24 protein-coding genes are annotated in these 24,358 nt (G+C 59.4%); 6 read left to right on the forward strand and 18 right to left on the reverse strand.

Features of this window, described 5'->3' with window-relative positions; all coding sequences use genetic code 11:
* The coding region (gene dsdA / locus AB5Y85_RS04145) for a D-serine ammonia-lyase (protein ID WP_368221226.1) at nt 1–1,223 on the reverse strand (1,223 nt) is incomplete at its 3' end.
* 16 nt (nt 1,224–1,239) lie between these two features.
* Nucleotides 1,240–2,577, reverse strand: a complete 1,338-nt coding sequence (dsdX, locus tag AB5Y85_RS04150) for a D-serine transporter DsdX (protein WP_257686616.1) — start codon at nt 2,575–2,577, stop codon at nt 1,240–1,242.
* Nucleotides 2,578–2,800: 223 nt separating this feature from the next.
* Here dsdX and dsdC point away from each other — a divergent pair, with 223 nt between their 5' ends.
* Nucleotides 2,801–3,742 carry a DNA-binding transcriptional regulator DsdC gene (gene dsdC / locus AB5Y85_RS04155; protein WP_257686615.1) on the forward strand — a complete coding sequence of 314 codons (942 nt, stop codon included), beginning with the start codon at nt 2,801–2,803 and terminating at the stop codon, nt 3,740–3,742.
* 171 nt (nt 3,743–3,913) lie between these two features.
* Here dsdC and AB5Y85_RS04160 read toward each other — a convergent pair whose 3' ends face one another.
* From AB5Y85_RS04160 to AB5Y85_RS04170, 3 genes are all read right to left on the reverse strand, one after another.
* Nucleotides 3,914–4,090 carry a hypothetical protein gene (locus tag AB5Y85_RS04160; RefSeq protein ID WP_005337704.1) on the reverse strand — a complete coding sequence of 59 codons (177 nt, stop codon included), beginning with the start codon at nt 4,088–4,090 and terminating at the stop codon, nt 3,914–3,916.
* Nucleotides 4,091–4,401: 311 nt separating this feature from the next.
* Nucleotides 4,402–4,851, reverse strand: coding sequence for a C40 family peptidase (locus AB5Y85_RS04165; protein ID WP_257686614.1), 450 nt, complete (start codon nt 4,849–4,851; stop codon nt 4,402–4,404).
* 194 nt (nt 4,852–5,045) lie between these two features.
* Nucleotides 5,046–5,954, reverse strand: a complete 909-nt coding sequence (locus tag AB5Y85_RS04170) for a hydrogen peroxide-inducible genes activator (RefSeq protein ID WP_005337702.1) — start codon at nt 5,952–5,954, stop codon at nt 5,046–5,048.
* A gap of 146 nt (nt 5,955–6,100) precedes the next feature.
* Between AB5Y85_RS04170 and AB5Y85_RS04175 the strand changes: the two genes are divergently transcribed.
* The gene (locus AB5Y85_RS04175; protein ID WP_005337701.1) at nt 6,101–6,703 is read left to right on the forward strand and encodes a peroxiredoxin C; all 603 of its coding nucleotides are present in this window, start codon (nt 6,101–6,103) and stop codon (nt 6,701–6,703) included.
* A gap of 252 nt (nt 6,704–6,955) precedes the next feature.
* Here the strand turns inward: AB5Y85_RS04175 and AB5Y85_RS04180 are convergent, their stop codons facing one another.
* From AB5Y85_RS04180 to AB5Y85_RS04205, 6 genes are all read right to left on the reverse strand, one after another.
* Nucleotides 6,956–7,921 (reverse strand): alpha-L-glutamate ligase-like protein, encoded by a 966-nt coding sequence (locus AB5Y85_RS04180; RefSeq protein WP_005337700.1) that lies wholly within the window; start codon nt 7,919–7,921, stop codon nt 6,956–6,958.
* A 3-nt stretch (nt 7,922–7,924) separates the two neighbouring features.
* The gene (locus tag AB5Y85_RS04185; protein ID WP_005337699.1) at nt 7,925–9,463 is read right to left on the reverse strand and encodes an inactive transglutaminase family protein; all 1,539 of its coding nucleotides are present in this window, start codon (nt 9,461–9,463) and stop codon (nt 7,925–7,927) included.
* A gap of 3 nt (nt 9,464–9,466) precedes the next feature.
* The gene (locus AB5Y85_RS04190) at nt 9,467–10,255 is read right to left on the reverse strand and encodes an ATP-dependent zinc protease (protein ID WP_005337698.1); all 789 of its coding nucleotides are present in this window, start codon (nt 10,253–10,255) and stop codon (nt 9,467–9,469) included.
* Nucleotides 10,256–10,307: 52 nt separating this feature from the next.
* Nucleotides 10,308–11,285, reverse strand: a complete 978-nt coding sequence (gene cmoB / locus AB5Y85_RS04195) for a tRNA 5-methoxyuridine(34)/uridine 5-oxyacetic acid(34) synthase CmoB (protein ID WP_257686613.1) — start codon at nt 11,283–11,285, stop codon at nt 10,308–10,310.
* On the reverse strand, nt 11,282–12,028 hold the full coding sequence (cmoA, locus tag AB5Y85_RS04200; protein WP_005353159.1) for a carboxy-S-adenosyl-L-methionine synthase CmoA: 747 nt from the start codon (nt 12,026–12,028) through the stop codon (nt 11,282–11,284). The genes cmoB and cmoA overlap by 4 nt, the downstream gene beginning before the upstream one ends.
* A 275-nt stretch (nt 12,029–12,303) precedes the next feature.
* Nucleotides 12,304–13,152, reverse strand: coding sequence for a DUF72 domain-containing protein (locus AB5Y85_RS04205; protein WP_257686612.1), 849 nt, complete (start codon nt 13,150–13,152; stop codon nt 12,304–12,306).
* Nucleotides 13,153–13,314: 162 nt separating this feature from the next.
* Between AB5Y85_RS04205 and AB5Y85_RS04210 the strand changes: the two genes are divergently transcribed.
* The 3 genes from AB5Y85_RS04210 (at nt 13,315) to AB5Y85_RS04220 (ending at nt 16,207) form a co-directional block, all read left to right on the forward strand.
* Nucleotides 13,315–13,566: an FmdB family zinc ribbon protein gene (locus AB5Y85_RS04210; protein WP_005337686.1), complete on the forward strand. Its 252-nt coding sequence runs from the start codon at nt 13,315–13,317 to the stop codon at nt 13,564–13,566.
* Between the two features lie 32 nt (nt 13,567–13,598).
* Complete coding sequence (aspS, locus tag AB5Y85_RS04215; protein ID WP_257686611.1) at nt 13,599–15,365, forward strand: aspartate--tRNA ligase; 1,767 nt, start codon at nt 13,599–13,601, stop codon at nt 15,363–15,365.
* Nucleotides 15,366–15,466: 101 nt separating this feature from the next.
* Entirely contained in the window at nt 15,467–16,207 is a 741-nt protein-coding gene (locus AB5Y85_RS04220; protein WP_005337681.1) for a YebC/PmpR family DNA-binding transcriptional regulator, read from the forward strand.
* A gap of 128 nt (nt 16,208–16,335) precedes the next feature.
* Here AB5Y85_RS04220 and AB5Y85_RS04225 read toward each other — a convergent pair whose 3' ends face one another.
* The 4 genes from AB5Y85_RS04225 to AB5Y85_RS04240 form a co-directional block, all read right to left on the reverse strand.
* On the reverse strand, nt 16,336–17,079 hold the full coding sequence (locus AB5Y85_RS04225) for an amino acid ABC transporter ATP-binding protein (protein ID WP_005350722.1): 744 nt from the start codon (nt 17,077–17,079) through the stop codon (nt 16,336–16,338).
* Nucleotides 17,063–17,185 (reverse strand): hypothetical protein, encoded by a 123-nt coding sequence (locus AB5Y85_RS04230; protein ID WP_265184880.1) that lies wholly within the window; start codon nt 17,183–17,185, stop codon nt 17,063–17,065. The genes AB5Y85_RS04225 and AB5Y85_RS04230 overlap by 17 nt, the downstream gene beginning before the upstream one ends.
* On the reverse strand, nt 17,169–18,128 hold the full coding sequence (locus tag AB5Y85_RS04235) for an amino acid ABC transporter permease (protein WP_368221227.1): 960 nt from the start codon (nt 18,126–18,128) through the stop codon (nt 17,169–17,171). Before AB5Y85_RS04235 ends, AB5Y85_RS04230 begins: the two co-directional genes overlap by 17 nt.
* Before the next feature lie 99 nt (nt 18,129–18,227).
* A complete protein-coding gene (locus AB5Y85_RS04240; RefSeq protein ID WP_005334079.1) occupies nt 18,228–19,028 on the reverse strand; it encodes a transporter substrate-binding domain-containing protein in 801 nt (266 codons plus the stop codon).
* 520 nt (nt 19,029–19,548) lie between these two features.
* Between AB5Y85_RS04240 and AB5Y85_RS04245 the strand changes: the two genes are divergently transcribed.
* The gene (locus tag AB5Y85_RS04245) at nt 19,549–20,682 is read left to right on the forward strand and encodes a GGDEF domain-containing protein (protein WP_201951476.1); all 1,134 of its coding nucleotides are present in this window, start codon (nt 19,549–19,551) and stop codon (nt 20,680–20,682) included.
* A gap of 92 nt (nt 20,683–20,774) precedes the next feature.
* Here the strand turns inward: AB5Y85_RS04245 and AB5Y85_RS04250 are convergent, their stop codons facing one another.
* The 3 genes from AB5Y85_RS04250 to uhpA are packed head-to-tail and all read right to left on the reverse strand — an operon-like array spanning nt 20,775 to nt 24,238.
* On the reverse strand, nt 20,775–22,109 hold the full coding sequence (locus AB5Y85_RS04250) for an MFS transporter (protein ID WP_127006778.1): 1,335 nt from the start codon (nt 22,107–22,109) through the stop codon (nt 20,775–20,777).
* A gap of 21 nt (nt 22,110–22,130) precedes the next feature.
* Complete coding sequence (gene uhpB, locus AB5Y85_RS04255; protein WP_368221228.1) at nt 22,131–23,651, reverse strand: signal transduction histidine-protein kinase/phosphatase UhpB; 1,521 nt, start codon at nt 23,649–23,651, stop codon at nt 22,131–22,133.
* Nucleotides 23,648–24,238 (reverse strand): transcriptional regulator UhpA, encoded by a 591-nt coding sequence (uhpA, locus tag AB5Y85_RS04260; RefSeq protein WP_005334071.1) that lies wholly within the window; start codon nt 24,236–24,238, stop codon nt 23,648–23,650. The genes uhpB and uhpA overlap by 4 nt, the downstream gene beginning before the upstream one ends.
* Between the last annotated feature and the right edge of the window lie 120 nt (nt 24,239–24,358).

The raw sequence follows: 24,358 nt of genomic DNA on the forward strand, positions 1-24,358 counted from the left end.
CCACGCCCGGTGAGCCACTCGGGATTGGCTGCCACCCGCCACGGGCCGGCCATACCCGCCAGAGCAGAAGGTTCGAGTGTGATCTGTTCATCGCGCGCCAGCAGTCCCAGCAGGTCATACATCTCCTGATCGCTCAGGGTGTAGAAGCCATCGAGCAGTCGTTCCATGGCGCGGCCGACGAAACCCGAGGCGCGTCCCACCGCGAGGCCATCGGCTGCGGTAAGGTTGTCGATGCCCAGATCCTGCACCGCAATGGCATCGTGCAGCCCGGTGTGAACCCCCAGCAGCATGCAGGGGGAGTGGGTCGGCTCGGCAAACAGACAGTGGACATGATCACCGAACGCGAGCTTGAGACCAAAGGCCACCCCGCCCGGGCCGCCGCCCACGCCACAGGGCAAATAGACGAACAGCGGGTGGTCGGCATCCACCTTGATGCCCATCTGGTCGAACTGCTTTTTCACCCGCTCGCCCGCCACCGAGTAGCCGAGGAACAGGGTGCGGGAGTTCTCGTCATCGATAAAGAAGCAGTTGGGATCGCGCTCGGCCTCTTTGCGCCCCTGTTCTACCGCAACCCCGTAATCTTCGGCATATTCGACCACGATGGCTCCATGTTCACGTAGTTTGCGTTTCTTCCACTCCCGCGCGTCGGCAGACATGTGGACGGTGACGGTAAAGCCCAGCTTGGCGCTCATGATGCCGATGGACATGCCAAGGTTGCCGGTGGAGCCTACTGCGATGCTGTACTGGCTGAAGAACTGGCGGAACTCCTCGCTAAAGAGCTTGCGGTAGTCATCCTCTTCTCGCAGCAGACCGGCTTTGATGGCCAGCTGCTCGGCATGGGCCAGCACCTCGTAGATACCGCCGCGCGCCTTGATGGAGCCGGAGATGGGCAGGTGGCTATCTTTTTTCAGCAGCAGTCTACCGGTGACTTCAACGCCGTAACGCTGGTTGAGCGTGGCCTGCATCGCCGGAATGGCGGCGATGTCGGACTCCAGAATACCGTTGCTGGCGCGGGTCTCGGGGAAGGCCTCGCACATGTAGGGGGCGAAGCGGGCCAAGCGGGCGGATGCGTCTGCCACATTGCTGCTATCGAGCCCCACATAGGGCAGACCGGCAGCCAGAGTGGTGGTGTTGGGGTTGAACCAGGTGACTGGCTCAAGCGCGATCAGGGATTGCACCAGTGGAAATTGCGCTGTGAGTTGTTGGACGTCGATGTTTTTCATAGTGTTCTCGGTCTTGTTACACGATATAGGAGAGCAGGAAAGTACCGGCCAGCGCCATCAGGGAGGCGACCAAGGTGGCGGTGGTGTAGTACCTGAGCGTTTCGTTCAGGGTGGCGCCGCAATACTGCTTGACCAGCCAGAACAGAGAGTCGGTCACCATGGTGCAGCCAATGGCGCCAGAGCCGATGGCCAGGGTCATGATCTCCGGGCTGATGTTCGGGTAGTGCACCATGATGGGGGAGACGATGGCGGTGGCGCCCATCATGGCGACGGTGGCGGAGCCCACGGCGGCGTGCAGCACGATAGCCACCAGCCAGGCGAGCAGAATCGGGTGCATATCCAACTGTGAGAGGATAGTGGCCAGAGAGTCGCCCAGCCCGCTGGTTTTGAGCACGCCGTTGAAGGCGCCACCCGCCCCGATGATGAGCAGGATATTGGCGATGGAGGAGAAGCACTCCTCGGTCTTGTTGAGCAGCCCTTCCATCTTCATCTGCTGGCGGATCCCCAGCAAGTAGTAGGCGGTGAAGGCTGCGATAAACATGGCGGTGATGGGGTTGCCGATAAACTCCAGCACGGTGTAGAGGTGGCTGGCGTGCTCCATATTGAGCTCGGCGACCGTCTTGGCCAGCATCAGCAGGATGGGCAGCAGCACGGTAAAGAGCGAGGCGCCCAAAGTCGGGAGCGTTGCTTCATCGCGGGCCCTGATGTCGGCAAAGGCATCGGGTACCACCTTGAACGGGAGCCGGTTACCCAGCAGCTTGAGGAACAGCGGGCCGCCCACCAGCGAGGCAAACAGCCCGACCGCGAGGCCATAGACGATGACCGAGCCGACGTCAGCCCCCAGCTGATTGGTGACGTAGAGGGCTGCCGGGTGGGGCGGCACTATGCAGTGCACGGCCATCAGGGCGGTGCAGAGCGGAATGGCCAGGGTCAGCAGCGAGGTGTTGGTCTTGCGGGCGATGGAGAAGGCGAGCGGGATCAGCAGCACTACCCCCACTTCGACAAACAGGGTGATGCCGCACACCAGACCGACCAGTACCATGATGACCTGAGGCGAGAGCCAGCGGCATCTCTGCAGGGCGAGACCGATGCGCTCCGCCGCCCCCGACACCTCCATCATCTTGCCAAGTATGGTGCCAAGACCGATGACGGCGGCGAGAAAGCCTAGCGTGCCGCCAATGCCCGCTTCCATGGCATTGACCATGTTGACCGGGTTCATCCCCATCAGGGTGCCGACATAGAAGCTCGCCAGCAGCAGGGCGAGGAAAGGATGCACCTTGCCCTTCACTATGGTAACCACGATAAGAACGATGCTACTTAGCAAGGTAGCGATGACCCATACCTCTGAACTCATACTGCGCCTCGACATCTGTTGTGTGTGATTGTTTATGCGCTTATTGAATGAAAATGAGGCGGGGCTGACAAATGATGAAATCGACCACTTGGGTGAGCTGAGGTGATGCAAGAGCGCTGCATTGGTCACAATTTATCGAAATCACACTCTTTGGGTCTTTTGAATTCATCCTGAAGGTGGCCTGTGGGTGTATCATCGGCGGCCATTGCGAAGAGGGGAATGAATGTATAACGGGGATAATTACATATCGCGCAACAAGCTGCTGAGTGGCTACCAGCTGGCCAAGCTGCACACCTTCGAGGCGGCCGCCCGCCACGGATCCTTTGCCATGGCAGCAGATGAGTTGTCGCTGAGCCCCAGTGCCGTGAGTCACCGGATCAGCGCGCTGGAAGAGGAGCTGGGGTTCAAGCTCTTTGAGCGTTTTCACCGCAAGGTGGTACTGACGGCGGATGGGCAGCGGGTGTTCTGGGCGCTCAAATCTTCGCTGGAGTTCATCAATCAGGAGATCCTGGAGATCAAGAATCAGGAGCTCTCCGGCACCCTGACCATCTATTCGCGCCCCTCTATCGCCCAGTGCTGGCTGGTGCCCAGGTTGGCTGATTTCTCCCGCCTGCATCCGCAGATCGAGCTCAATATCATCACCGGCAACGAGAACATCAACCTGCATGGTTATGGCATCGATTTGACCCTCTATTTCGATGAGAAGAGCCAGGAGCGGCTTGCCATCCACCCACTGATGGATGAGTACATGCTGCCGGTCTGCAGCCCGGAATATGCCGAGCAGCACGGGCTTGTCGGCAATCCAGCCAACTTGTCCTTGTGCCGTCTGCTTCATGATCGGCAGGCATGGGGATTTGACTCGGATACCGACGAATGGAGCAGCTGGGCTCGCCACGCCGGGGTCAGCCTGGAGGCATGTCAGCTGAGCATGGGTTTTGATCGCTCGGATCTCGCCATCATCGCCGCCATGAATCACGCCGGGATCGCCATGGGGCGCAAGAATCTGGTGAGCAAGCGACTGGCACGCAACGAGCTGGTGGCCCCTTTTGCCGGGCTGGAGGTCAAGTGCGAGCAGCGTTATTACATGGCGACCCTGCCCAATCGGGCGTGTCCCAAGATCCAGGCCTTTATCGACTGGGCGCAGGGAATGGCTGCCGAGATGTAATTAACAGAGGCCGGTGCGCAAGAGCAAAATGAAGATGGTAAAGCGCGAGTGAACGAAGGTAGCGGTTTAACGTAGCGGGAAAATTGGGGGAGAGGGGTTGGCTGATGGTGGTTGGTCACGAGTGGCCTTGCTGCCAACACCGGGTGGCTGGCAGCAAGGCAACGGTCGGGATCAGGTGGTCTTTTCCAGATGGTTCTGGTAAATCTGCTGCCACTTGTCCAGTTCGTTTTCATCACCCTGCTGCTGCCAGAACTCGCAGATGGAACTCGCCATCTCGCATGCCATGGCGTGGTCACCGTCACGGCGACTCATCAGGTATTGCCCCAGCCAGCTTTGATACTGTTTCATTGCACGATCTCCTTATCTATTTAACCCTTGATACTGCAGCTGTGGGCCACCCGTCCGGCAGTGTTGCGCCACACTCCACTTTCGCCGCGCGCTGCTTGTTATTGCCTCGCTTGTTGTCAATCAGGACAGAGAGCGTATGAGAAAAAGGCGAAAGTGTTAAAAATTGGCCACCACCTTATCACAAAATGGTGTGATATGCAGGCTTTGGGGCCAATTGAGTTATAAGCGCGGGTTGTGTGTCCCGACATCGCGACAGGGATTGACGGAGAGTATCGGCACGCAACTTGTGTCGCAAGCAGGCGTTTGAGCGGTTACTGGGTCACCCGACGTGCCTGCCAGTAGCGACTGTTCCAGTAGACGTTGTCGAGGCGGGAGCGGATCACTCCCTTGCTGGTGGAGGCGTGAATAAACTCGCCGGCACCTGTGTAGACCCCCACATGGTATTGCTGCCAGCCGGTTTTGAAGAAGACCAGATCCCCGTGTTGCAGCCGGTAGCGATCCACCGGTTTGCCAATGCTGGCCTGAGATTCGGTGGTTCTTGGCAGGTTTAAGCCCAGCACCTGACTGTAGGCGAGCTGGGTGAAGGCGGAGCAGTCTAGTCCGGCGCGGCTGGCGCCGCCCATGCGGTAGGGAACACCGCGCCACTGTTGGTAGAAGCCATCAAAGGTACTGCTCTGCCGGGGGGCCGGAGGCGGCTCCGGCGTGCTGGAACAGGCGGCCAGCAGTAGAGTCAGCAGGGATAGCAGCAGCTTGCGATACATCGGGCTCTCTCCACGGACGGGTCTACCAAACGAGACATTTATCGAGCGCCATATCCTGCCAAATCGTTCTGGGGGCAGGAGGGCACACGACAACTTTTCCATCATAAACAGGGATCTGGCTCCAGACCTAGTCTCCGAGAGGAAAAATGTGGCGGGGAACTGAAAAACGCCAACCCGAGGGCTGGCGTTTGTTGTCACTCGTTGTGGCTGATCAGCGGTTTAAGCAGCTCGGCCAGTTTGTAGAAGGTCTGTACCCGGGTGGTGCTGGGGCGCCAGACCAGCCCAATCTCGCGATAGGAGGTCTCTCCCGGCAGCGGGATGGCCACCAGATCGGAGTTGGCAAGAATGCCGGCATCGATGGCCATCTGCGGCAGGAAGGTGGTGCCAAGACCCGCTTCCACCATCTGCACCAGGGTGTGCAGGCTGGTGGCGGCAAACGGGTTGATCTTGCTCTTGTCCCGCAGGCGGCAGGCGCTCACTGCGTGCTCGGTGAGGCAGTGCTCCCGCTCCAGCAGGAAGATGCTCTGGTTGGGCAGCTCCTTGTAGTCGAACGGGGTATGCAGACCGGCCGCCATGCTGGCGGGCATCACCATGTGGAACGGATCCTGGCCGACGGTCTTGCAGTGAAATCCCCCGATCTCGATGGGCAGGGCGAGGATCAGCAAGTCGAGCTGACCCTGTTCCAGCTGCTTGAGCAGATTGCTGGTGGTGTCTTCACGCAGCAACAATTCGAGGTCAGGATAGGTTTTGCTGCACTCTTTCAGCAGCTTGCTCAACAGGAAGGGGGCGATGGTGGGAATGCAGCCAAGACGTACCGTCCCCTGCATCACGCCGCCCTGATGTTGCCCGAGCTCCATGAGATCCCGCGCATCGGAGAGTAAATTGCGAGCGCGCTCGACGATTTCCATGCCGACCGGGGTCATAATGAAGCTCTTGTGGTCCCGCTCCACCAGTTGCAGGTTCATCATGTCCTCCAGCGTCTGGATCCCGGTACTCAGGGTCGACTGGCTGACATGACAGGCCTTGGCGGCGCGGTTAAAGTTCTTGTGCTCATCGAGAGCGACCAGATATTGCAGCTGTTTGAGGCTGGGCCAACGTTGCATAGAAAAACCCGATTAATGCTATCTATTTAATTTGATTTAACTAATCTACCACCGGGTCTATAGTTTGTCGCTTGAATTAGATGGACTTGGCTCTAGGTAGCCCAATCCTCACCGGATTGTTCACTTCACATAAAGAGGAATTGAATATGGTATTGGTAGGCCGTCCCGCACCCGATTTTACCGCCGCAGCTGTTCTGGGTAATGGCGAGATCGTTGATTCATTCAACCTGTCATCCCACATCAAAGGCAAAGCTGCCGTTGTCTTCTTTTATCCGCTCGATTTCACCTTCGTCTGCCCGTCCGAGCTGATTGCCTTCGATCACCGTTATGAAGAGTTCCAGAAGCGTGGCGTGGAAGTGATCGGTGTTTCCATCGATTCCCAGTTCTCCCACAACGCATGGCGCAACACCAAAGTGGAAGATGGCGGTATTGGTCAGGTCAAGTACCCGCTGATCGCCGACGTGAAACACGAAATCTGCAAAGCCTATGACGTTGAGCATCCGGAAGCCGGCGTGGCGTTCCGTGGCTCCTTCCTGATCGACAAGAACGGTGTCGTTCGCCATCAGGTTGTCAACGATCTGCCGCTGGGCCGCAACATCGACGAGATGCTGCGCATGGTCGATGCCCTGCAATTCCACGAAGAGCACGGCGAAGTGTGCCCGGCTCAGTGGGAAAAAGGCAAAAAAGGTATGCAAGCCTCTCCGGACGGCGTTGCCAAGTACCTGTCCGAGAATGCTGACTCCCTGTAATCGGGTCGTACTCTCCTTGAAGAACCGGCGTCTTGGCGCCGGTTTTTTTATACCTGAGATTTATCCATCCTCTGACATAGTGGCCACACTCTTCTCGTTCCATCGCTCTCCTCGCTATTCCAAGCAGCCGTTCGCTGGCGTACTCGTTGTTTCGAAATGAGGTGCTGATCTATGGTTGGGAAGGTATGTGACGACAGACAATCGCCATAAAAAAAGCGCGCCATAGGCGCGCTCAGTTCACAAGCGGAGGCGTTATTCCTCAAAGATCCCGAAGTGATCCTTGGCGAAATTGACCCGCTGCTCCACGTTCATCTTCACCTGTCCCAGTTTCTCGATGGTCTTGAGGTTTGGCACCAGTCCGCGACCGTTGGCGATCTGGATGGCAAGACCAGGACGGGCGTTGAGCTCCAGCAGCATGGGGCCGCGGAACTTGTCCAGCACCATATCGGTACCGATATAACCCAGACCCGACATCTCGTAGCAGGAGGCTGCCAGGGTGAGCAGGGTATCCCAGTGTGGGACCTTGAGCTCATAGAGGTCGAGGCCGGTATCCGGATGGTGGCGCAGAGGATTGCCAAACTGCACCGCCCGCAGGGCACGACCGGTACGCAGGCACAGACCTACCCCCACGGCGCCCTGGTGCAGGTTCGCCTTGCCGTCGGAGGCTGCGGTGGAGAGGCGCATCATCGCCATCACCGGGAACCCCTTGAAGATGATGACCCGAGCATCGGGTACCCCTTCAAAAGAGTAGCCGTCGAACACATCATCAAAGTTGATAAGGCCTTCCACCAGTGCCACGTCGGGCTTGCCGCCAAGCGAATAGAGCCCTGCCAGAATGTTGGAGACATGGCGCTCCAGATCCTGACCGTTGGAGGCGCTGCCGTTGGGTTTATAGAAGAGGCCATCTTCCTGACGCAGGATCACCAGGATCCCCTTGCCGCCCGAGCCACGGGCCGGCTTGATGCAGAAGCCCGGCCAATCTTTTACCAGCTCGGTGATGCGACCCACATCGTGCTGGGCACGGATGGTACCGATCAGCTCAGGCACGGTGACCCCTGCATCCAGCGCAATTTGCTTGGTCTGCAGCTTGTCATCCACCAGCGGATAGAGGCTGCGCGGATTGTAGCGGCTGATGTAGGAGTGGTTGCGCTTGTTCATGCCGAGGATGCCTGATTGGGACAGGCTCCACGGGGTGGTGTATTTTTCCCAGAACCACATCGGTTACTTGTCCTTACCCGGGGTGACGCCAGATTTCATCTCGTCCACCAGCGGCTTGAAGCGCTTCAGTTCGCTCAGCTTGTAGCCGGTGTAGTTACCCATCAACAGCACGGTCGCCATCAGCACCAGCTGCAGGCCGAGGAAGTTGAAGGTGAGGTGACGAATAAGCTCGTTATCCATGGCCAGATAGGCGATGACGGCAACCAGCAGAGAGCCGCCGCCCTGGCGGAACACCTCTTTCGGGCCCTCTTCTTCCCAAAGGATGGACATCCGTTCGATAGTCCAGGAGAGAATGATCATCGGGAAGAAGGTGATCTTCATGCCGTCGGTCAGCCCCAGCTTGAAGGCGAACGCGGAGAAGATACCGATCATCGAGATAACCATGATGATGATGGCCGATATTCGGGCGACCAGCAGCAGGTTAAGCCGCGACAGATAGGAGCGGATGATGAGACCGGTGCCGACGATCAGCAGGAAGCCGATGAGACCGGTGACCAGCGAGGTCTGGATAAAGGCGACCGCGATCAGCACCGGCATGAAGGTACCTGAGGTCTTGATCCCCACCAGAACCCGCAGGAACACCACCATCAGCACGCCGATCGGGATCAGCAGCAAGCCCTTGAACAGGGTCTGCTCTTCCAGCGGCAGGCTGTGGATGGAGAAGTTCATCATCTCTGATTTTTCGAACTTCTGCGCCAGTGCCACGCTGACCGGCTGCTCTTGCTCGATCATCGAGAAGCTGACACGGGAGTTGTGACCACCGGTCACGTCCAGCAGGGCGCCGGAGTTATATTCCCACAGCAGCAGGTTGGCCGGACGACCCTGTTCACCGGTTTGCGGGTTGAACAGTTTGTAGTCGGTCGGGCTGTTGAATACCTGCAGGTAATCCACCAGCTCCTGACGACGGCGGCCATCTTCCAGATTCAGGGCATGCACCACGCGGGTGGGGACGTCAGCATTGTTGAGCAGCTCGGCGATCAGGTTGGCGCGGCTCTTGTGCTTTTTCAGCAGCTCGGCGTTCTGCTCCTGCTTCTCGATCTCTTTGATGATCTCGCGAGTCAGGGTGTAGCCGTCGGCAGAGCGCTCCTGTGCCCGCTCGAGGATCTGCTTCATCGCGGTGGCATAAGGCTCACTCTCGATCTGCTTCTCGATGGCAGGCGGCTGCGGATTGGCGGCCGGTTTGGCGTGGGCATCCGCCATCATGTCGACGCGGTAGTAGAGCTCCTGACGGCCAGAGGCGGTGCGGATGGACCACTCGGCGCGGGCATCGCCATCTTTCTCGACAAAGGAGAGGCCGTAGCCGGGGCTGGCGGCGTTCTCGTTCATCAGGGTGAAACCGGGCTGGGTGCCCGGAATGGCCAGGGAGGCGATCACCGGCTCACCGGTCGCCTCAAACTCCAGCTTGGCTTCGATGGACCAGATCTGGCGCTTTTCACCGGGCGTCAGCGGCACATCCAACGCGATATGGTGATAGATCGTCATCCCCAGGCCGACAATGTACAGCAGGGCTACCAGCAAATAGAACGGCTTACGGGAAACCATGGATTATTTCACATCCTTGAGCTTGGGTTTGGGTTGGATATATTCGCGGGCCACATCAACCACGGCGATGTCTTTCAAAAATTCGCGACCCAGCAGCACAGGGAAGGTCATGTCGCTACGGTCTTTCAGGGTAAATTCGGCTTTCTCGGTCATGTCGCCAATGCGCACGGCCAGACGCACCACCGGACGGCGGTCCAGATCGTCAGCAGAGGCCTGACGCACCCGTACATGGCGTACCAGCGGCGCTTCGATCTGGATCTTGTCGTCCACTTCCTGATGGCTCAGGAAGAAGCGCACCCAGTTTTTGCCGTTGCGCTCGAAAATGGTGATCTCCTGCGCACTGATGGAGGAGGTGGTCGCACCGGTATCGACCCGCGCCTGGAAGGCGTCGTTGGCCGCATCAACCCAGATCCACTCGGCTTCACCGACCATCAGCTTGCCATCGATGGTGTGACCCTGATTGGGGGCCGGGCACTTCTCGGTGGGGATGGCCATCGGCTTGGGCGGCTCGGAGGGGAGGGTGGCGAGCTTGTGGTCTACTTGCTTGACGGACTCTTTCATATTGGTGACATCTGTGTTGAGCTGAACCAGCAGGTGCTGTTGCTGCACATACTGCTTCTGTTGCTGTTCCATGGATGTTTGCAGGCGTTGCTCGCTCTGGCTCAGCTCGCTACGAAGCTCGGCCAGCGTCAGAGCAGGGACCTGAGGCGCTTTTTCCATATTGACACACCCGCCGAGACTAAGCAGGGAGAGCAGGGTCATTCCTTTTAATTTGCTTTTCATGTCATTCATTTAACTGTGCTTCCTGGAATTGGGTCAGTGTAACTTCCTGAATCGCCATCGGCTAGTCTTTGGCCTTGCGGGCAATCAGTACGGCACGTTTCGGCGCCGGGTGTCCTTCTACCGTGAGTGCCGGATTGTCTGGATCCAGATAGTCACTCAGGGATTCATTAATCATCCAGTCGGTACGACGCTGTTCGTCGGTGCTGGTCATATTCTCGTCTACTATCCGCACGTCGGTGAAGCCGCAGCGCTCGACCCACAGCTTGAGGGCGCGGCTTGAGGGAATAAACCAGACGTTGCGCATCTTGCCGTAGCGGTCGGTGGGCATCAGCACGTCGTTGACCCCGCCGTCAATCACTAGCGTCTCCAGCACCAGCTCGCCATCATCTTTCAATTGATTGCGCAGCTGCTCGATGTGCTCGATGGGGGATTTGCGGTGATAGAGCACCCCCATGGAGAAGACGGTGTCAAAGGCACGCAGCTCCGGCAGCTCCTGAATACCGAGCGGCAGCAGGTGGGCGCGCTGATCATTGCCTGCGAAGTGGCGAATGGCCTCGAACTGGCAGAGAAACAGCGGGCTCGGATCGATGCCGACCGCGAGCTTGGCCCCTTCACCCACCATGCGCCAGAGGTGGTAGCCGCTGCCGCAGCCCACATCCAGCACGTAACGGCCTTCGAGCGGGCTGATATGGGGCAGCACCCGATCCCACTTCCAGTCAGAGCGCCACTCGGTATCGATGTGGATGCCGTGCACGATGAACGGCCCTTTGCGCCAGGGCATGAAGTGGCGCAGCAGGCTCTCGACCTTCTTGCGTTCACCTTCGCCAAGGCTCTCGGCCGAGCCTATTTCGACCCGGCTTTTCAGCTCGATGTTGCCGGGAGCCACCTGCGGCAGCTTGTTGAGGGCACGATTCCAGCGCGGCAGGTCGCCATGCTGGTTGTCATGTTGCCAGGCGTGCAGCTGGGCGGGCAGGGTATGCAGCCAGTGGCTCAGCCGGTTTTTGGCAATCAGTTGATAGAAATTGGCAAAGTCGATCATGGCTGGGCGTCGCTGGATTTGATGGCAATCATGGAGCCGAAGTTGAAGCACTGGAACCAGAGATCCTGATGGACGAAACCGGCATCCCGCAGGCGTGCCTGATGCACCGGCAGGCTGTCGGTGCGCATCACGTTCTCAAGGGCGGTGCGTTTCTGGCTGATCTCCAACTCGCTGTAGCCATTGGCCCGCTTGAAGTCGAGATGCAGATCGATGAGCAGCTCGTTGACCGGTTCATCTTCGAAGCGGAACTTTTCGCTCAGGATCAGGATCCCGCCCGGGCGCAGACCATCATGAATGCGCTGGATCAGGGCGGCCCGTTTCTCTGGCTCGACAAACTGCAGAGTGAAGTTGAGTACTACCACGGAGGCGTTCTCTATCTCGATATCGCAGATATCCGCCTCCACCAGCTCCACTGGCACCTCGGATTTGAAACCGGAGAGGTGGGCGCGGGCGCGCTCGATCATCGGATGGGAGAGATCCACCGCGGTGATGCGGCAGCCGGGCTGGCTGACATGGCGACGCATCGCCTGGGTCGCGGCGCCCAGTGAGCAGCCGAGATCATAGAGTCGGCTCTCGGGTTGGGCGTAGCGGGCGGCCATCATGCCGATGGCAGAGATGATGTTACTGTAACCCGGCACCGAGCGCTGGATCATATCGGGAAACACGTCGACGACCTGTTCGTCAAAACAGAAGTCTCCCAATCGGGCGATCGGGGCGGCAAAAATTTGATCTTTGGTATGCATGCTGGCGCAACCTGACAGTCGGGACATCACCCGGCTGTATTGTTCAATTGAGTCGTTGGGTGACACCCATCAGAGTAGATTTATCACCTGTTTACGAACGGGGTGGCTGGTCGTGAAATCCTTTGGACCTCTCCTGTTCGTACGGGCCATGTTCCGGACCCTTACTTGGGGCGGTAGTGTAGAGGATTGATGGCCGTTTGTCTTGACGCCAGGGCTTGCCACGCCACAAAAAAGCACTTTTTTTGCAGCGAAACGATGGCCGCAGAATGGGTTGGCTAAAAGCGCAGCACTCCCTGCCGTGCGCAATCGTTTTCCCCTGGCCAGGGGGCCATCTCCTGCTCCAGCAAGCGGGTGATCTGACGGGCCAGCTCAGGTGCCTGGGCGTTGTCGGCAGTATGTATATAGAGGTAGAGATCTTTCCCCTCCGCGAGCCACTGGCGCCAGTGGGGGAGCCAGCTGGGCAGGAAGGAGTGATTGGCCGCCGGGTCCGGCAGGCCGATAAAGCGCACCATGGGGGCGTTGGCGGTGGCCAGCAGATGCACCGGCAGGCGCGGTTTCTTGCCCTGGGCATCGACAAGGGCTGGCGTGGTTGCTTGCACCGAGAAGAGTGGCCGGCTGTCGAGCATCACCCGGTTCACACCCTGTTCCATCAGCAGCCGGTTCAATGCCCGCTCAGCCTCCCCCTTGGCGAAGAACTCAGGGTGACGCACTTCGAGGGCGTAGCGAAACGCCCGTGGCAGCCGCTCGATAAAGGCCGCCAGTCTGGCCAGCCCCTGTGGCCCGAAACGGGCGGGCAACTGCAGGGTGAGCAGCCCCAGCTTGTCGTGCAGCGGGGCGAGCAGGCGAATAAAGTCGGCGACTTGCTTGTCTGCGCTCACCAGATCGCTCTGGTGGCTGATGGTTTGCGGAAATTTGAAGTTGAAACGAAAGTGATCGGGTACCGCATCGGCCCAGCGCTGCACAGTATCCGGTGTCGGCAGGGCGTAGAAGGTGGTATTGCCCTCCACCGAATTGAACACGGTGGCGTAGTGGGCGAGGTGTTCGGCAGGCTTGGCGCCAAGGCCCAGCAACTGGCCGGGCCAGCTGGGGTGGGACCACTGTGGCAGGCCCAAATAGAGGCTCATGGTGGCTATTCTCTTCGCTCTTGGTGCATTCGTGGCGATTTTTTGCCCGCTTTTTGCCATCGAGTGCAAAAAACTGGCGAAAGGAGGCTGCTGGCCATTTTACCCAAAAGGGGGTTTTCCTCTATAATGCCAGCCCTTTTGTTTTTCAATTTCTTGTGACCCATGCCTATCTACGAATATCGTTGCGACGTCTGTGGCCATGAATTGGCAAAACTGCAAAAGCTTTCCGATGCCCCCCTGACCGACTGTCCGGCCTGTAGCAAGCCGAATCTGGTCAAGCTGATATCGGCGGCAGGCTTCCGGCTCAAGGGAACCGGATGGTACGAGACTGATTTCAAACCGGGTAAGAAAAAGAATCTGGCCAGCTGTGAGACAGACGGTGCTTGCCAGTCGTGCCCGGCGGCCCAAGGTTAACCGTCTCTCTACAATTTCGAAGGAAGAAGTCCATGCGCTCTATCTATTGCGGACAGGTCAATGAGGCCCATGCAGGGCAGACCATTACATTGTGCGGTTGGGTTCATCGTCGTCGTGATCTCGGCGGTCTGATCTTTATCGATATGCGCGACCGGGAAGGGATCGTTCAGGTGTTCTTCGATCCGGACAAGCCGGATGCGTTCGCCCTGGCCTCCGAGCTGCGCGGCGAGTTCTGCATCCAGGTGACCGGCGTGGTGCGCACCCGTCCCGAGTCCCAGCGCAACAGCGACATGGCCACTGGCGCCATCGAAGTGTTCGCCCACGAACTCAACATCATCAACCGTGCCGAGCCGCTGCCGCTGGACTTCAATCAGGTCAACAGCGAAGAGATCAGCCTCAAGTATCGCTACCTGGATCTGCGTCGTCCCGAGATGGCCAAGTACCTGAAGACCCGTGCCAAGGCCAGCGCCTTCGTACGCCGCTTCATGGACGAGCACGGCTTCCTCGATATCGAGACCCCGATGCTGACCAAGGCCACCCCGGAAGGTGCCCGTGACTATCTGGTGCCGAGCCGCGTGCACAAGGGCAAGTTCTACGCTCTGCCGCAATCTCCCCAGCTGTTCAAGCAGTTGCTGATGATGTCCGGCTTCGATCGCTACTACCAGATCGTCAAGTGCTTCCGCGACGAAGACCTGCGTGCCGACCGCCAGCCGGAATTCACCCAGATCGACGTGGAGACCTCCTTCATGACCGCGCCGCAGGTGCGTGAAGTGATGGAAGAGATGATCCGCAAACTGTGGCTGCATATCCTGAACGTGGATCTGGGCGACTTCCCGATCATGACCTTCGACGAAGCCATGCGTCGCTACGGCTCCGACAAGCCGGACCTGCGTCTGCCAATGGAGCTGGTCGATGTGGCTGATCTGCTGACTGCTGTCGAGTTCGCCGTGTTCGCGGGCCCTGCCAACGATCCGAAAGGCCGTGTGGCTGCCCTGAAAGTCCCGGGTGGTGCCGAGCTCTCTCGCAAGCAGATCGACGAATACACCAAGTTTGTCGGCATCTACGGTGCCAAGGGCTTGGCCTGGATGAAGGTCAACGAAGCGGCCAATGGTATCGAAGGTGTGCAGTCTCCGGTTGCCAAGTTCCTCTCTGACGAGATCGTGCGCGAGATCCTGGCTCGTACCGGCGCTGCCGAAGGCGACATCATTTTCTTTGGCGCTGACAGCAAGAAAGTGGTCTGCGATGCCATGGGCGCCCTGCGTCTGAAAGTGGGTCGCGATCTGGGCCTGCTGGAGAACAGCTGGAAACCGCTGTGGGTCATCGACTTCCCGATGTTCGAGGAAGATGGTGAAGGTGGTCTGGCCGCCATGCACCACCCGTTCACCGCGCCGAGCAACATGAGCCCGGCGGAGCTGAAAGCCAACCCTGTGGGTGCTTACGCCAACGCCTACGACATGGTGATCAACGGCTACGAAGTGGGTGGCGGCTCTGTCCGTATCCACAACAGCGAGATGCAATCCACCGTGTTCGACATCCTGGGTATCACCCCGGCCGAGCAGCGCCTGAAATTCGGCTTCCTGCTGGATGCGCTGAAGTACGGTACCCCGCCGCACGCCGGTCTGGCCTTCGGTCTGGACCGTCTCAGCATGCTGCTGACCGGCACCGAAAACATTCGGGACGTCATCGCCTTCCCGAAAACGACCGCGGCCGCCTGTCTGATGACAGACGCCCCCAGCCTTGCCAACGCCGCCCAACTGGGTGAGCTGGCGATTGCAACCACCGTCAAGGGCGACGAGTAAGCCGATACCGGCACCGGAGGCCGCCGCGTGCGGCCTCTGTGTTTCCCTTGGGTTAGTCATGATCAGTGTTACTGACATTTAAAAAATAACGGAGAGTCTCTATGGCAGGTCACAGTAAATGGGCCAACATCAAACACCGCAAGGCCGCTCAGGACGCCAAGCGTGGCAAGATCTTCACCAAGTTGATCCGCGAAATCACTACCTCCGCGCGTCTGGGTGATGCCGATCCGGCCAACAACCCGCGTCTGCGTGCTGCGGTGACTGCCGCCCTGACCAACAACATGACCCGTGACACCATCAACCGTGCCATTCAGCGTGGCGCCGGTGGTGGCGATGGCGAACAGCTCGAGACCATCGTATATGAAGGTTACGGCCCGGCTGGCTCTGCCGTGATGGTAGAGTGCCTGACCGACAACCGTAACCGTACCGTAGCCGAAGTGCGTCACGCCTTCAGCAAGTGCGGTGGCAACCTGGGCACCGACGGCTCCGTTGCCTATCTGTTCAGCAAGAAAGGTCTGCTGACTTTCGTGGGCGTAGACGAAGATGCCCTGATGGATGCCGCGCTGGAAGCGGGCGCTGATGACGTGGTCACCGAAGAGGATGGCACCATCGAGGTGTATACCACCCCGAACGACTTCGGTACCGTGCTGGATGGTCTGGAGGCTGCCGGCTTCAAGGCCCAGAGCGCCGAAGTGACCATGATCCCCTCCACCGAAGCCGAGCTGGATGCAGAAACTGCACCCAAGCTGATGCGTCTGATCGACATGCTGGAAGATCTGGACGATGTGCAAGAGGTGTATCACAACGGCTCCATCTCCGATGAAGTCGCTGCGACCCTCTGATCGCTGAATCGTGCTCTCCCGATGGCAGCCAGATGGCTGCCATTTTTTTATCTTTGCATCGTGGCAACTGCTGATGTGTCAGTTGAGCACCCAGTGCAACAACTCGATAATCCATCTTTGGGTATTGGCTACAGCACCTGACTCAGGAACTGGCGCAGACGCGGGGAGGGGGGATTGTCGAAGAAGTCTGCGGGTTTTTCATCCACCAGCAGTTCGCCACTCTCCATAAAGAGCACCCGATCAGCCACCTCGCGGGCAAAGCCCATCTCGTGGGTCACCACCACCATGGTCATCCCTTCGCGGGCGAGTCCCTTCATCACATCCAGCACTTCCCCCACCATCTCGGGGTCCAGCGCACTGGTCGGCTCGTCAAACAGCATGATGCGTGGCTGCATGGCGAGTGCCCGGGCAATGGCCACCCGCTGTTGCTGACCGCCGGAGAGTTGGGAGGGATAGCTGGCCGCTTTCACCGACAGCCCCACTTTCAGCAGCAGCGCCTTGGCTCTGTCTTCGGCCTCACGGCGCGACAGGCCACGCACCTTCTGCGGAGCGAGGCAGATGTTATCCAGCACCGTCAGGTGGGGAAAGAGGTTGAAGGACTGGAACACCATGCCCACCTCTTCCCGCAGCTTGTTGACATCGCCCGGCTCGGTCAGGCAGATGCCGTCGACCACGATGTTGCCGTCGTTGATGGTCTCCAGCTGGTTGAGGGTGCGCAGGAAGGTGGATTTGCCCGAGCCGCTGGGGCCGACGATCACCACCACTTCCCCTTCGGCCACCTGGGTGCTGACATTTTTCAAGGCGTGCACTTCGCTGCCGTAGAACTTCTCTACGCCGGTCGCTTTGATGATGGGATCAGTTGCTGCGCGCATATTTCACCTCCAGAAAACGAACCGGGAAGGCGAAGGGGGTGCCGGTGATGGCTGCACTTATCGACGCCCGTTGCACCTTGATGATGGGATCAGTTACTGCGTGCATATTTCACCTCTAGACGGCGTACCAGGAAAGAGAGGGTGCCGGTCAGCACCAGATAGAGCAGGGCGACGGTAAACCACACCTCGAACGGGCTGAAGGTGGAGCTCACCACCTCGCGCCCCGCCTTGGTCAGATCGGTGATGGAGATGACCGAGACTAGCGAGGAGTCCTTGATCAGGTTGATGAATTGGCCTGCCAGCGGTGGCAGTACCCGCTTGAACGCCTGCGGCAGGATGACATAGCGCATGGTCTGGGCAGAGGTCATGCCCAGGCTGCGGCCCGCCTCCATCTGCCCCTTGTGAATGGAGCTGATGCCGGCGCGGACGATCTCCGCCACATAGGCACCGGTAAAGACCGCCAGCGCGGCGACCCCGGCGGTGAAGCGATCGAGGTTCAGCACGGTGCCGATAAAGAAGTAGACGATGAAGATCTGAACCAGCAGCGGCGTGCCGCGGATGAGCTCAACGTAGGTGACCGCCAGATTGCGCAGGGCGGGATTGGGGGAGAGACGCGCCAGCCCGGCCAGGGTACCGAGCAGGATGGCGAAGATGCCTGCCACCAGCGAGAGCTTGACGGTGACCCAGACGCCCCAGGCGATGGGGCCTGCGGTCCAGCTCAGTTGGGTGTCGAGGGTATCGCCACGAAAAACGGTATCCCCTTCGGCGACTTGTACGCCGGTGCTGGCGATGGCTTGCCGCACATTGGGGTCGAGATCGTCTTGCAGGAACAGCTTGCCCTTCTCGGCCTCGCTGGTGCCCACCATCACGGTGCCGTCAAATTCGGCGACATTCTTCTGCTCCGCCTGATAGGCGATGTATTGGGGAATGCGTTCCCAGCGCCAGGTGTAATCCACTGACTGGACAGCCTTGTAGATGCCGAATACGGCAACCAGCAGCATCAGCAGGAAAACCCCATGCCAGAGTAGCTGATTGGGCTGTTTTTCCATCTGTCTTGTCGGTTTGGGTGTGTGCACAGTCACAACCTCTTCTCGTTATTGTGTGGGGAGCAGCGTGGTGCAGGGGCGGCATGTGCCGCCCCCCGGAGGTTATTTGAGCTGATTCAGCCAGGCGTTGGATTCGAACCACTTCTTGTAGAGACGGTCGTAGCTGCCATCGCCCTTGATCTGGCGCAGGTAGTTGTTGAACCAGTTGAGGGTGTCCTGATCCCCTTTGCGTATGGCCCAAGCCAGCGGCTCGAAGGTGAACGGCTTGTCGAGGTGCACCACGGCGCCCTGATTCTGGGAGGCGAAAATAGCGTTGTAGGGCAGGTCATAGACGAACGCATCGACCTTGCCGTTGATCACTTCCAGCTTGGCGTCATCCTGGGTTTCAAACTGCAGCAGGGTGGCTTTGGGGATCAGGCGCTTGACTGCCTGCTCGCCGGTGGTGCCGAGCTTGACCGCGATCTTGTATTTCGGGTCGTTGAGGTCGGTGAAGGATTTGATTTCGCCCGCCTTCTCTTTGCGCAGGACTATGGTCTGGCCGACCACGATGTAAGGATCGGCGAAGTTGACCCGCAGATTGCGCTGGGGAGTGACGGTCATGCCGCCCATGATGACGTCGAACTTGTTGGTCAGCAGCGCCGGAATGATGCCATCCCAAGCGGTGTTGACGAATTCGACCTTCACGCCCATCTCTTTGGCGACCATCTTGGCGAGATCCACATCAAAGCCGATGTATTGGCCCTGCTTGTTGGTCATCTCGAAGGGTTGATAGCCAGCATCGAAGCCGACTCGCAGCACGCCGCGTTCGAGTACGGCATCCAGGGTGGAGGTGGGGGCAGGGGTCGGGGCCGCCGTGGCGATCCCGCAAAACAGCAGGGTAGAAAGAATCAGTTTTTTGATCATAAGTGACGTCTCTGTCGGTGGTGTGTTCGGCCTTGAACCTGATCCCGTGCGACTCCGTGGCACAAGAGACTGCTGCATCCGGCAACAGGCAAGACAGGATGAATGTCTTGAGCGGGACAAAAGCCCCATATGAGATGCTATGAATAGTGGTTGAGTGAAAAATGTACCAAAAACAGATTGTGTCAGAAGACTCAACAGGTTAGAGACATTTATTGCTCATGGCTTCATTCATAAAATCACATGAAAACAACATATCTATCTAATGAGGAGGGTTCAAGCCCAAATTATCCCCAAGACATTTTCTTACAAAGTCAGGGCGCCGCTTGCGACTCTTATTGAGTTACTGGGCTCCGTAAGAGGCTTTTTATGGGGTTAATACGAATACGCATTGGTGGGATATCACACGCATTGCTCTGTTTGTCAGCAAACGAACGGGCTTTATTGTGAAAACCATCAAGTCGTACTGGGTCTTGGCAAACGCTTCTCATATACTCAGTTACCCTCTCTGCATGGCTTTGGTATGGACGCCTCACTACTGCTTAAGCTGGATATTTTTACCTTGATGATCATGGCCTTGTGTGGCTATTGTCTCGGTTTCCTCACTCTTACCATCATTCGCGTTACCCACAACGATATTCCTGGCGTCGGGGTCTGGTGGTGGTCCAGTCTGTTTGCCATGCTGGGTCAGGCGGGATTTGCCAGTCTGCTGCTGACACCCACCCCCTATGGCTCCTGGGTTGGTAATGTATTCCTGATTTTTCATGTGTCGTTATTGCTGGTCGCCCAACGCTGTTTCTTCCGTCAATCGCCGGGCTGGCCTGTCTGCTGGGGATTCATCCTGCTGTTTGCCGCCGTCATGACCTGGTCGGTCGCCATCGATGGCCGGATTGCGGTACGGGTGATGATCAGCAGCGCCACCTTCCTCATGCTCAGTACACTCATCATCTGGCAGCTCTGGCGTCACGGTCGACCCGATTATCAGGTGGCGGTATGGGTGCTGATTGGCCTCAATCTGGTGCTGATCGCCATGACTCTGATGCGGATGTTTACCGTGTGGGGCGAGGTGATCGAAAGCCCGTTCCAGCGTCAGCTGTTCAACGTGTTACCCTATGTCTCCATGCTGGTGGGTAGCTCCATGCTCACCTTCGGGGTGCTGCTGCTCTGCAACCAGCACCGGGCGCTGGAGCTGCGCTATCAGGCCAGTCATGACCCGCTGACCGGCTTGTTCAATCGCCGTGGTTTTATGGAGTGTCTGGCCCGTGGACGCCCTGCACTGCAGGGGGCGCTGGTGGTGCTCGATCTGGATGACTTCAAGCAGATCAACGATCGGCATGGTCATGAGGTAGGGGATCGGGTGTTGGAGCGGGTCGGGTTGGCACTGCGCGAGCTGGAAGGAGTATTGGCCAGTCGCTTTGGGGGCGAGGAGTTTGTGCTGCTGTTTCGCCATGCCACCGCAGAGGAGGCGATCGCCCGTTGCCAGTCACTGCGGGTTCAGCTTGCGGCCAGCGAGCTAGAGGGGATCCATATCACCGTCAGCATGGGTATTGCTCACTGGCAGGGGGAGTGGCACTTTGACAGCCTGTTCAGCCGTGCGGATGACGCTCTCTATCGGGCCAAGCGGGAAGGAAAGAACCGGGTCTGTCAGGCTGCCTGATGCAGGAATAGGTTCAGGAATAACAGCAGGGCGCGGTGATCCGCGCCCTGTCTGTTTCTGTTTGCCGGATATAGCTTGTCAGCTGCCACCTGCTACTCTGCATTCGTTTGAGCGGCTCTCGGTGCCTGCGCCTTGAGGAAGGGGAGCAGCAGCAGGGCCGAGACGCCCGCTGCCACAGAGATCACCACGAAGAAGCCGTTCCAGTGCCAGATCTCCATCACCTTGGCCAGCGGATAACCCGACAGCGCCGCCCCCATGTAGGCAAACAGGCCGACAAAGCCGGTGGCCGCCCCCGCCGAGTTTTTGTGGGAGCACTCCGCTGCCGCCATGCCGATGAGCATCTGGGGGCCAAACACGAAAAAGCCGATGGTGAAGAAGCAGGCCGCCTGCATCACGTAGCTGAAGAAGGGCATCAGCCAGAGCGATCCCACCGCCAGCAGGATCCCCACCGCAAAGATGAGATTCATCGGGCCACGGTTGCCGTTGAACAGCTTGTCCGATCCCCAGCCCGCCACCAGCGCACCGATAAAGCCTCCCACCTCGAACATGGAGATGGCCGAGTTGGCGCTCATCAGATTGAAGCCGCGCTGCTCGGTCATGTAGAGATTGCCCCAGTCATTGATGGCGGTGCGCACCACATAGACCAGCACGTAACAGCAGGCGAGCAGCCAGATATAGGGGTTGCCCAGTACATATTTGCGCAGGATCTGGCGATGGGAGAGCCCCGCATCCTGAGTCTGCTGGGCCAACTCCATGGCATCCTTGCGCCACTCGCCTACTGTCGGCAGTCCCATGGCACTCGGGGTATCCCGCAGTCGCCAGCAGAGGAACAACCCCGCGATGATGGCGATAAGGCCGGGCACTATCATGCCGTAGCGCCAGCCATGTTGCAGAGCGATGGTGCTGACGATAAGGGGGATGAGCGCGCCGCCGACGTTGTGGGCGGTGTTCCAGGCCGACCACCAGACCCCGCGCTCGGTACGCGAATACCAGCTGGTGAGCAGCTTGGAGCAGGGGGGCCAGCCCCAGCCCTGGAAGAAGGCGTTGGCGACCCAGAGGGCGGCAAACATCCAGAGTGCCGACGAGAGGCCGAACAGTATGTTGATCACGCCGGTGGCCATCAGTCCGACACCCATGAAGTAGCGCGGGTTGGCGCGATCACTGATGATGCCGGAGAAGAACTTGGAGCAGCCGTAGGTGATGTAGAACAGGGTCCACAGCATGCCGATGTCGGACTTGTCCAGCATGCCGCTCGCCAGCATGTCCGGCATGGCGAAGTTGAAGCTCTTGCGGGTGAAGTAGAAGACCGCGTAGCCCAGATACATGGTCAGCAGCAGGTGCAGCCGCCAGTGGCGATAGGTGGCATCGATCTCGGCCTGATCCCGGATAAGGGGCCGGGGCGGCGCGCTTCTCATAAAACTCAGCACAGGCAGGCCCTCTGGTGGTGATTAGCCATGACTCTCTTCCCGTCTGCGACTGGGCAGATTGACCGTCAGCTGGGTGCCGTGAATGCAGGAGAGTTGCAGACTGCCCCCGAGCGCTTGTACCCGCTCGCGAATACCGAGCAAGCCATAGCCCTGTTGCGGGCGGCTTTCCGGCAGACCGTGGCCATCATCTTCCAGCACCAGTTGCAACTGCTCGCCGCTGGTCCGGGCGCGAATGGTGACCGAGTGGGCGTTGGCATGTTTGACCACGTTGTTGAGCCCCTCCTGACAGACCCGAAACAGGGTGACCCGCTGGGCATCCGAGAGATCCCCATCCGCCAGCTGCCACTCCAGCCGGGTGACGATGCCGTGACGCTCCAGCTCCAGCTCCCGCAGCAGTGCCCGTATCGCCTGTTCCAGAGTCATGTCGTCGAGCTGACGCGGGCGCAGCCGCCCGAGCAGACCGCGCACCGCGTCGTAGATCCCGAGCGACAGCGTGTCGATCAGGGCGCTGCTCTGGCCCACCCCGGAATTATCGGGGGCGAGGCGGCGCACGATCCCTGCCTGGGTACGAATGGCTGTGATGGTTTGGCCGATGTCGTCGTGCAGCTCGCGCGCTACCTCCTTGCGGATGCTCTCCTCGGTCTCCAGCAGCCGCTCGGTGAGCTGGCGATTGTGGGCGAGCTGGCGGGTCAGCGCCTGATTAAGTTCGCGCTGGCGCTGGATCCCGGCACCCAGCAGCAGGCCGGTCAGGCTCTGGGCCAGCAGGGAGAGCAACAGATCGAGGGGGTGATCGTGCCAGGCCTGACTGGCCAGCAGGGCGATGGTGTTCATCAGGGTGGCGAGCAGTGCCCCCTGCCAGCCGTAGCGCCACGCCATGGCGATGATGGGGATGGCCAGACAAAACGGGGTGAAGCGTACCAGCGAGTTGGGCAATCCCAGTTGCAGCCAGAGGCTCAATACGAACAGCAGCAGATACCAGACCAGATGGCGAAAGCGCCACTCTACCGGCTGATCCACCAGCGCAGGCCCCAGCGGCACCCAGGTGGCGCGAGTGAGGTAGTGCCAGATCAGCATGCAGGTGGAGGTCAGCGTCAGCCCGCCGGTCAGGCTGAGCAGCAGGGCCGAGAGGCCATCTTCCCCGGCCAGATGCCAGAGCAGGGCTTGCAGCAGCGCCGCCGCCGTGACGGTGGCGAGCAGCAGCAACAGTTGCTGCCAGTCGTTGCGCACCTGTTGGCGACGGGCAATCAGCAGCGGTAGCAGGGTCAGCAGACTGCCCGCGACCAGCCAAGGCCAGTGGGGCAGCCCCACCTCCAGATTGAGCCAGTAGAGCAGCAGTCCTTCGCACAGCAACAGCGGCGGCCAGTAGTGGCCGGGACTTTGCAGCAGCAACCCGAGGCGCAGGCCGAAGGGGAACAGCAGCACCGCCAGCGCCGGGCCGCCCGCCAGATGCAGGCTGATGCTCCAGAGGCAAAACCAGCCGGCGGCAAAGATGAAGCAGGCCGCCAGCGCGATGGCGACATAGCTGGCAAAACGGGAGATCACCAGCTATCCAGCATGCGGTGGGCCAGCTCGACGTTGTTGCTGACCTTGAGCTTGTCCATCAGGTTGGCGCGATGGACGTGCACCGTCTTGGGGGAGAGTCCAAGCTGCTCGGCGATGGCCTTCACCTCCAGTCCCTGTGCCAGCAACTGGGCAATCTCCCGCTCCCGATTGGTGAGGGGATCCCGGCTGCTGCTGGCCAGCTTCTGGGCGATGTCCGGTGTCAGATAACACCCTCCCTGGGCGGCGGTACGCACCGCGGCGATCAGCTCGTCCGGACTGCACCGCTTGGAGAGAAACCCCTTGGCGCCGGTTTGCAAGGCCTGCTCGATGAGGGCGGGGCTATCGTGCACCGACAGCATCACCACCGCAAGGCCGGAGGGGAGCTGCTTGAGCAGATCCAGCCCCGATTGGTCGGGCATCGAGATGTCGCAGACGCAGACCCGCGCCCCGCTGCCGGGCAGGCCGGCAAGGGCGTCGCTGGCGGAGCCGAATTCGGCGACCACCTGCAGGTCTGGCTCCAGATTGAGCAGTTGGGCAAAACCGGATCGGACGATCTGGTGATCGTCGATGAGGGCAATTTTTATCATGATGTCAGCCTGAAATTCGGTGCGTCATGACCATGACGCGGCCAACAAGATACCTGCCCCCCGAGTCAGGCTCAAGCAGCAGCAGGAAAAGGGGCTAAAAACCGGGGGGCAAGGTGCGTA

Source organism: Aeromonas sp. R3-1 (assembly GCF_040908345.1).
GTDB lineage: Bacteria > Pseudomonadota > Gammaproteobacteria > Enterobacterales > Aeromonadaceae > Aeromonas > Aeromonas veronii.

Excerpts from the sequence above, each read along its gene's own strand:
- AB5Y85_RS04160 (WP_005337704.1), bottom strand. The coding sequence starts at position 4,090 with ATGAAACAGTATCAAAGCTGGCTGGGGCAATACCTGATGAGTCGCCGT.
- AB5Y85_RS04175 (WP_005337701.1), top strand. The coding sequence starts at position 6,101 with ATGGTATTGGTAGGCCGTCCCGCACCCGATTTTACCGCCGCAGCTGTT.
- uhpA (WP_005334071.1), bottom strand. The coding sequence starts at position 24,238 with ATGATAAAAATTGCCCTCATCGACGATCACCAGATCGTCCGATCCGGT.
- AB5Y85_RS04235 (WP_368221227.1), bottom strand. The coding sequence starts at position 18,128 with ATGGAAAAACAGCCCAATCAGCTACTCTGGCATGGGGTTTTCCTGCTG.
- AB5Y85_RS04165 (WP_257686614.1), bottom strand. The coding sequence starts at position 4,851 with ATGTATCGCAAGCTGCTGCTATCCCTGCTGACTCTACTGCTGGCCGCC.
- aspS (WP_257686611.1), top strand. The coding sequence starts at position 13,599 with ATGCGCTCTATCTATTGCGGACAGGTCAATGAGGCCCATGCAGGGCAG.
- AB5Y85_RS04180 (WP_005337700.1), bottom strand. The coding sequence starts at position 7,921 with ATGTGGTTCTGGGAAAAATACACCACCCCGTGGAGCCTGTCCCAATCA.
- AB5Y85_RS04205 (WP_257686612.1), bottom strand. The coding sequence starts at position 13,152 with ATGAGCCTCTATTTGGGCCTGCCACAGTGGTCCCACCCCAGCTGGCCC.
- AB5Y85_RS04170 (WP_005337702.1), bottom strand. The coding sequence starts at position 5,954 with ATGCAACGTTGGCCCAGCCTCAAACAGCTGCAATATCTGGTCGCTCTC.
- AB5Y85_RS04185 (WP_005337699.1), bottom strand. The coding sequence starts at position 9,463 with ATGGTTTCCCGTAAGCCGTTCTATTTGCTGGTAGCCCTGCTGTACATT.
- cmoB (WP_257686613.1), bottom strand. The coding sequence starts at position 11,285 with ATGATCGACTTTGCCAATTTCTATCAACTGATTGCCAAAAACCGGCTG.
- AB5Y85_RS04190 (WP_005337698.1), bottom strand. The coding sequence starts at position 10,255 with ATGAATGACATGAAAAGCAAATTAAAAGGAATGACCCTGCTCTCCCTG.
- AB5Y85_RS04240 (WP_005334079.1), bottom strand. The coding sequence starts at position 19,028 with ATGATCAAAAAACTGATTCTTTCTACCCTGCTGTTTTGCGGGATCGCC.
- AB5Y85_RS04225 (WP_005350722.1), bottom strand. The coding sequence starts at position 17,079 with ATGCGCGCAGCAACTGATCCCATCATCAAAGCGACCGGCGTAGAGAAG.
- dsdX (WP_257686616.1), bottom strand. The coding sequence starts at position 2,577 with ATGAGTTCAGAGGTATGGGTCATCGCTACCTTGCTAAGTAGCATCGTT.
- AB5Y85_RS04220 (WP_005337681.1), top strand. The coding sequence starts at position 15,467 with ATGGCAGGTCACAGTAAATGGGCCAACATCAAACACCGCAAGGCCGCT.
- AB5Y85_RS04230 (WP_265184880.1), bottom strand. The coding sequence starts at position 17,185 with ATGCACGCAGTAACTGATCCCATCATCAAGGTGCAACGGGCGTCGATA.
- cmoA (WP_005353159.1), bottom strand. The coding sequence starts at position 12,028 with ATGCATACCAAAGATCAAATTTTTGCCGCCCCGATCGCCCGATTGGGA.
- AB5Y85_RS04245 (WP_201951476.1), top strand. The coding sequence starts at position 19,549 with ATGGACGCCTCACTACTGCTTAAGCTGGATATTTTTACCTTGATGATC.
- dsdC (WP_257686615.1), top strand. The coding sequence starts at position 2,801 with ATGTATAACGGGGATAATTACATATCGCGCAACAAGCTGCTGAGTGGC.
- AB5Y85_RS04210 (WP_005337686.1), top strand. The coding sequence starts at position 13,315 with ATGCCTATCTACGAATATCGTTGCGACGTCTGTGGCCATGAATTGGCA.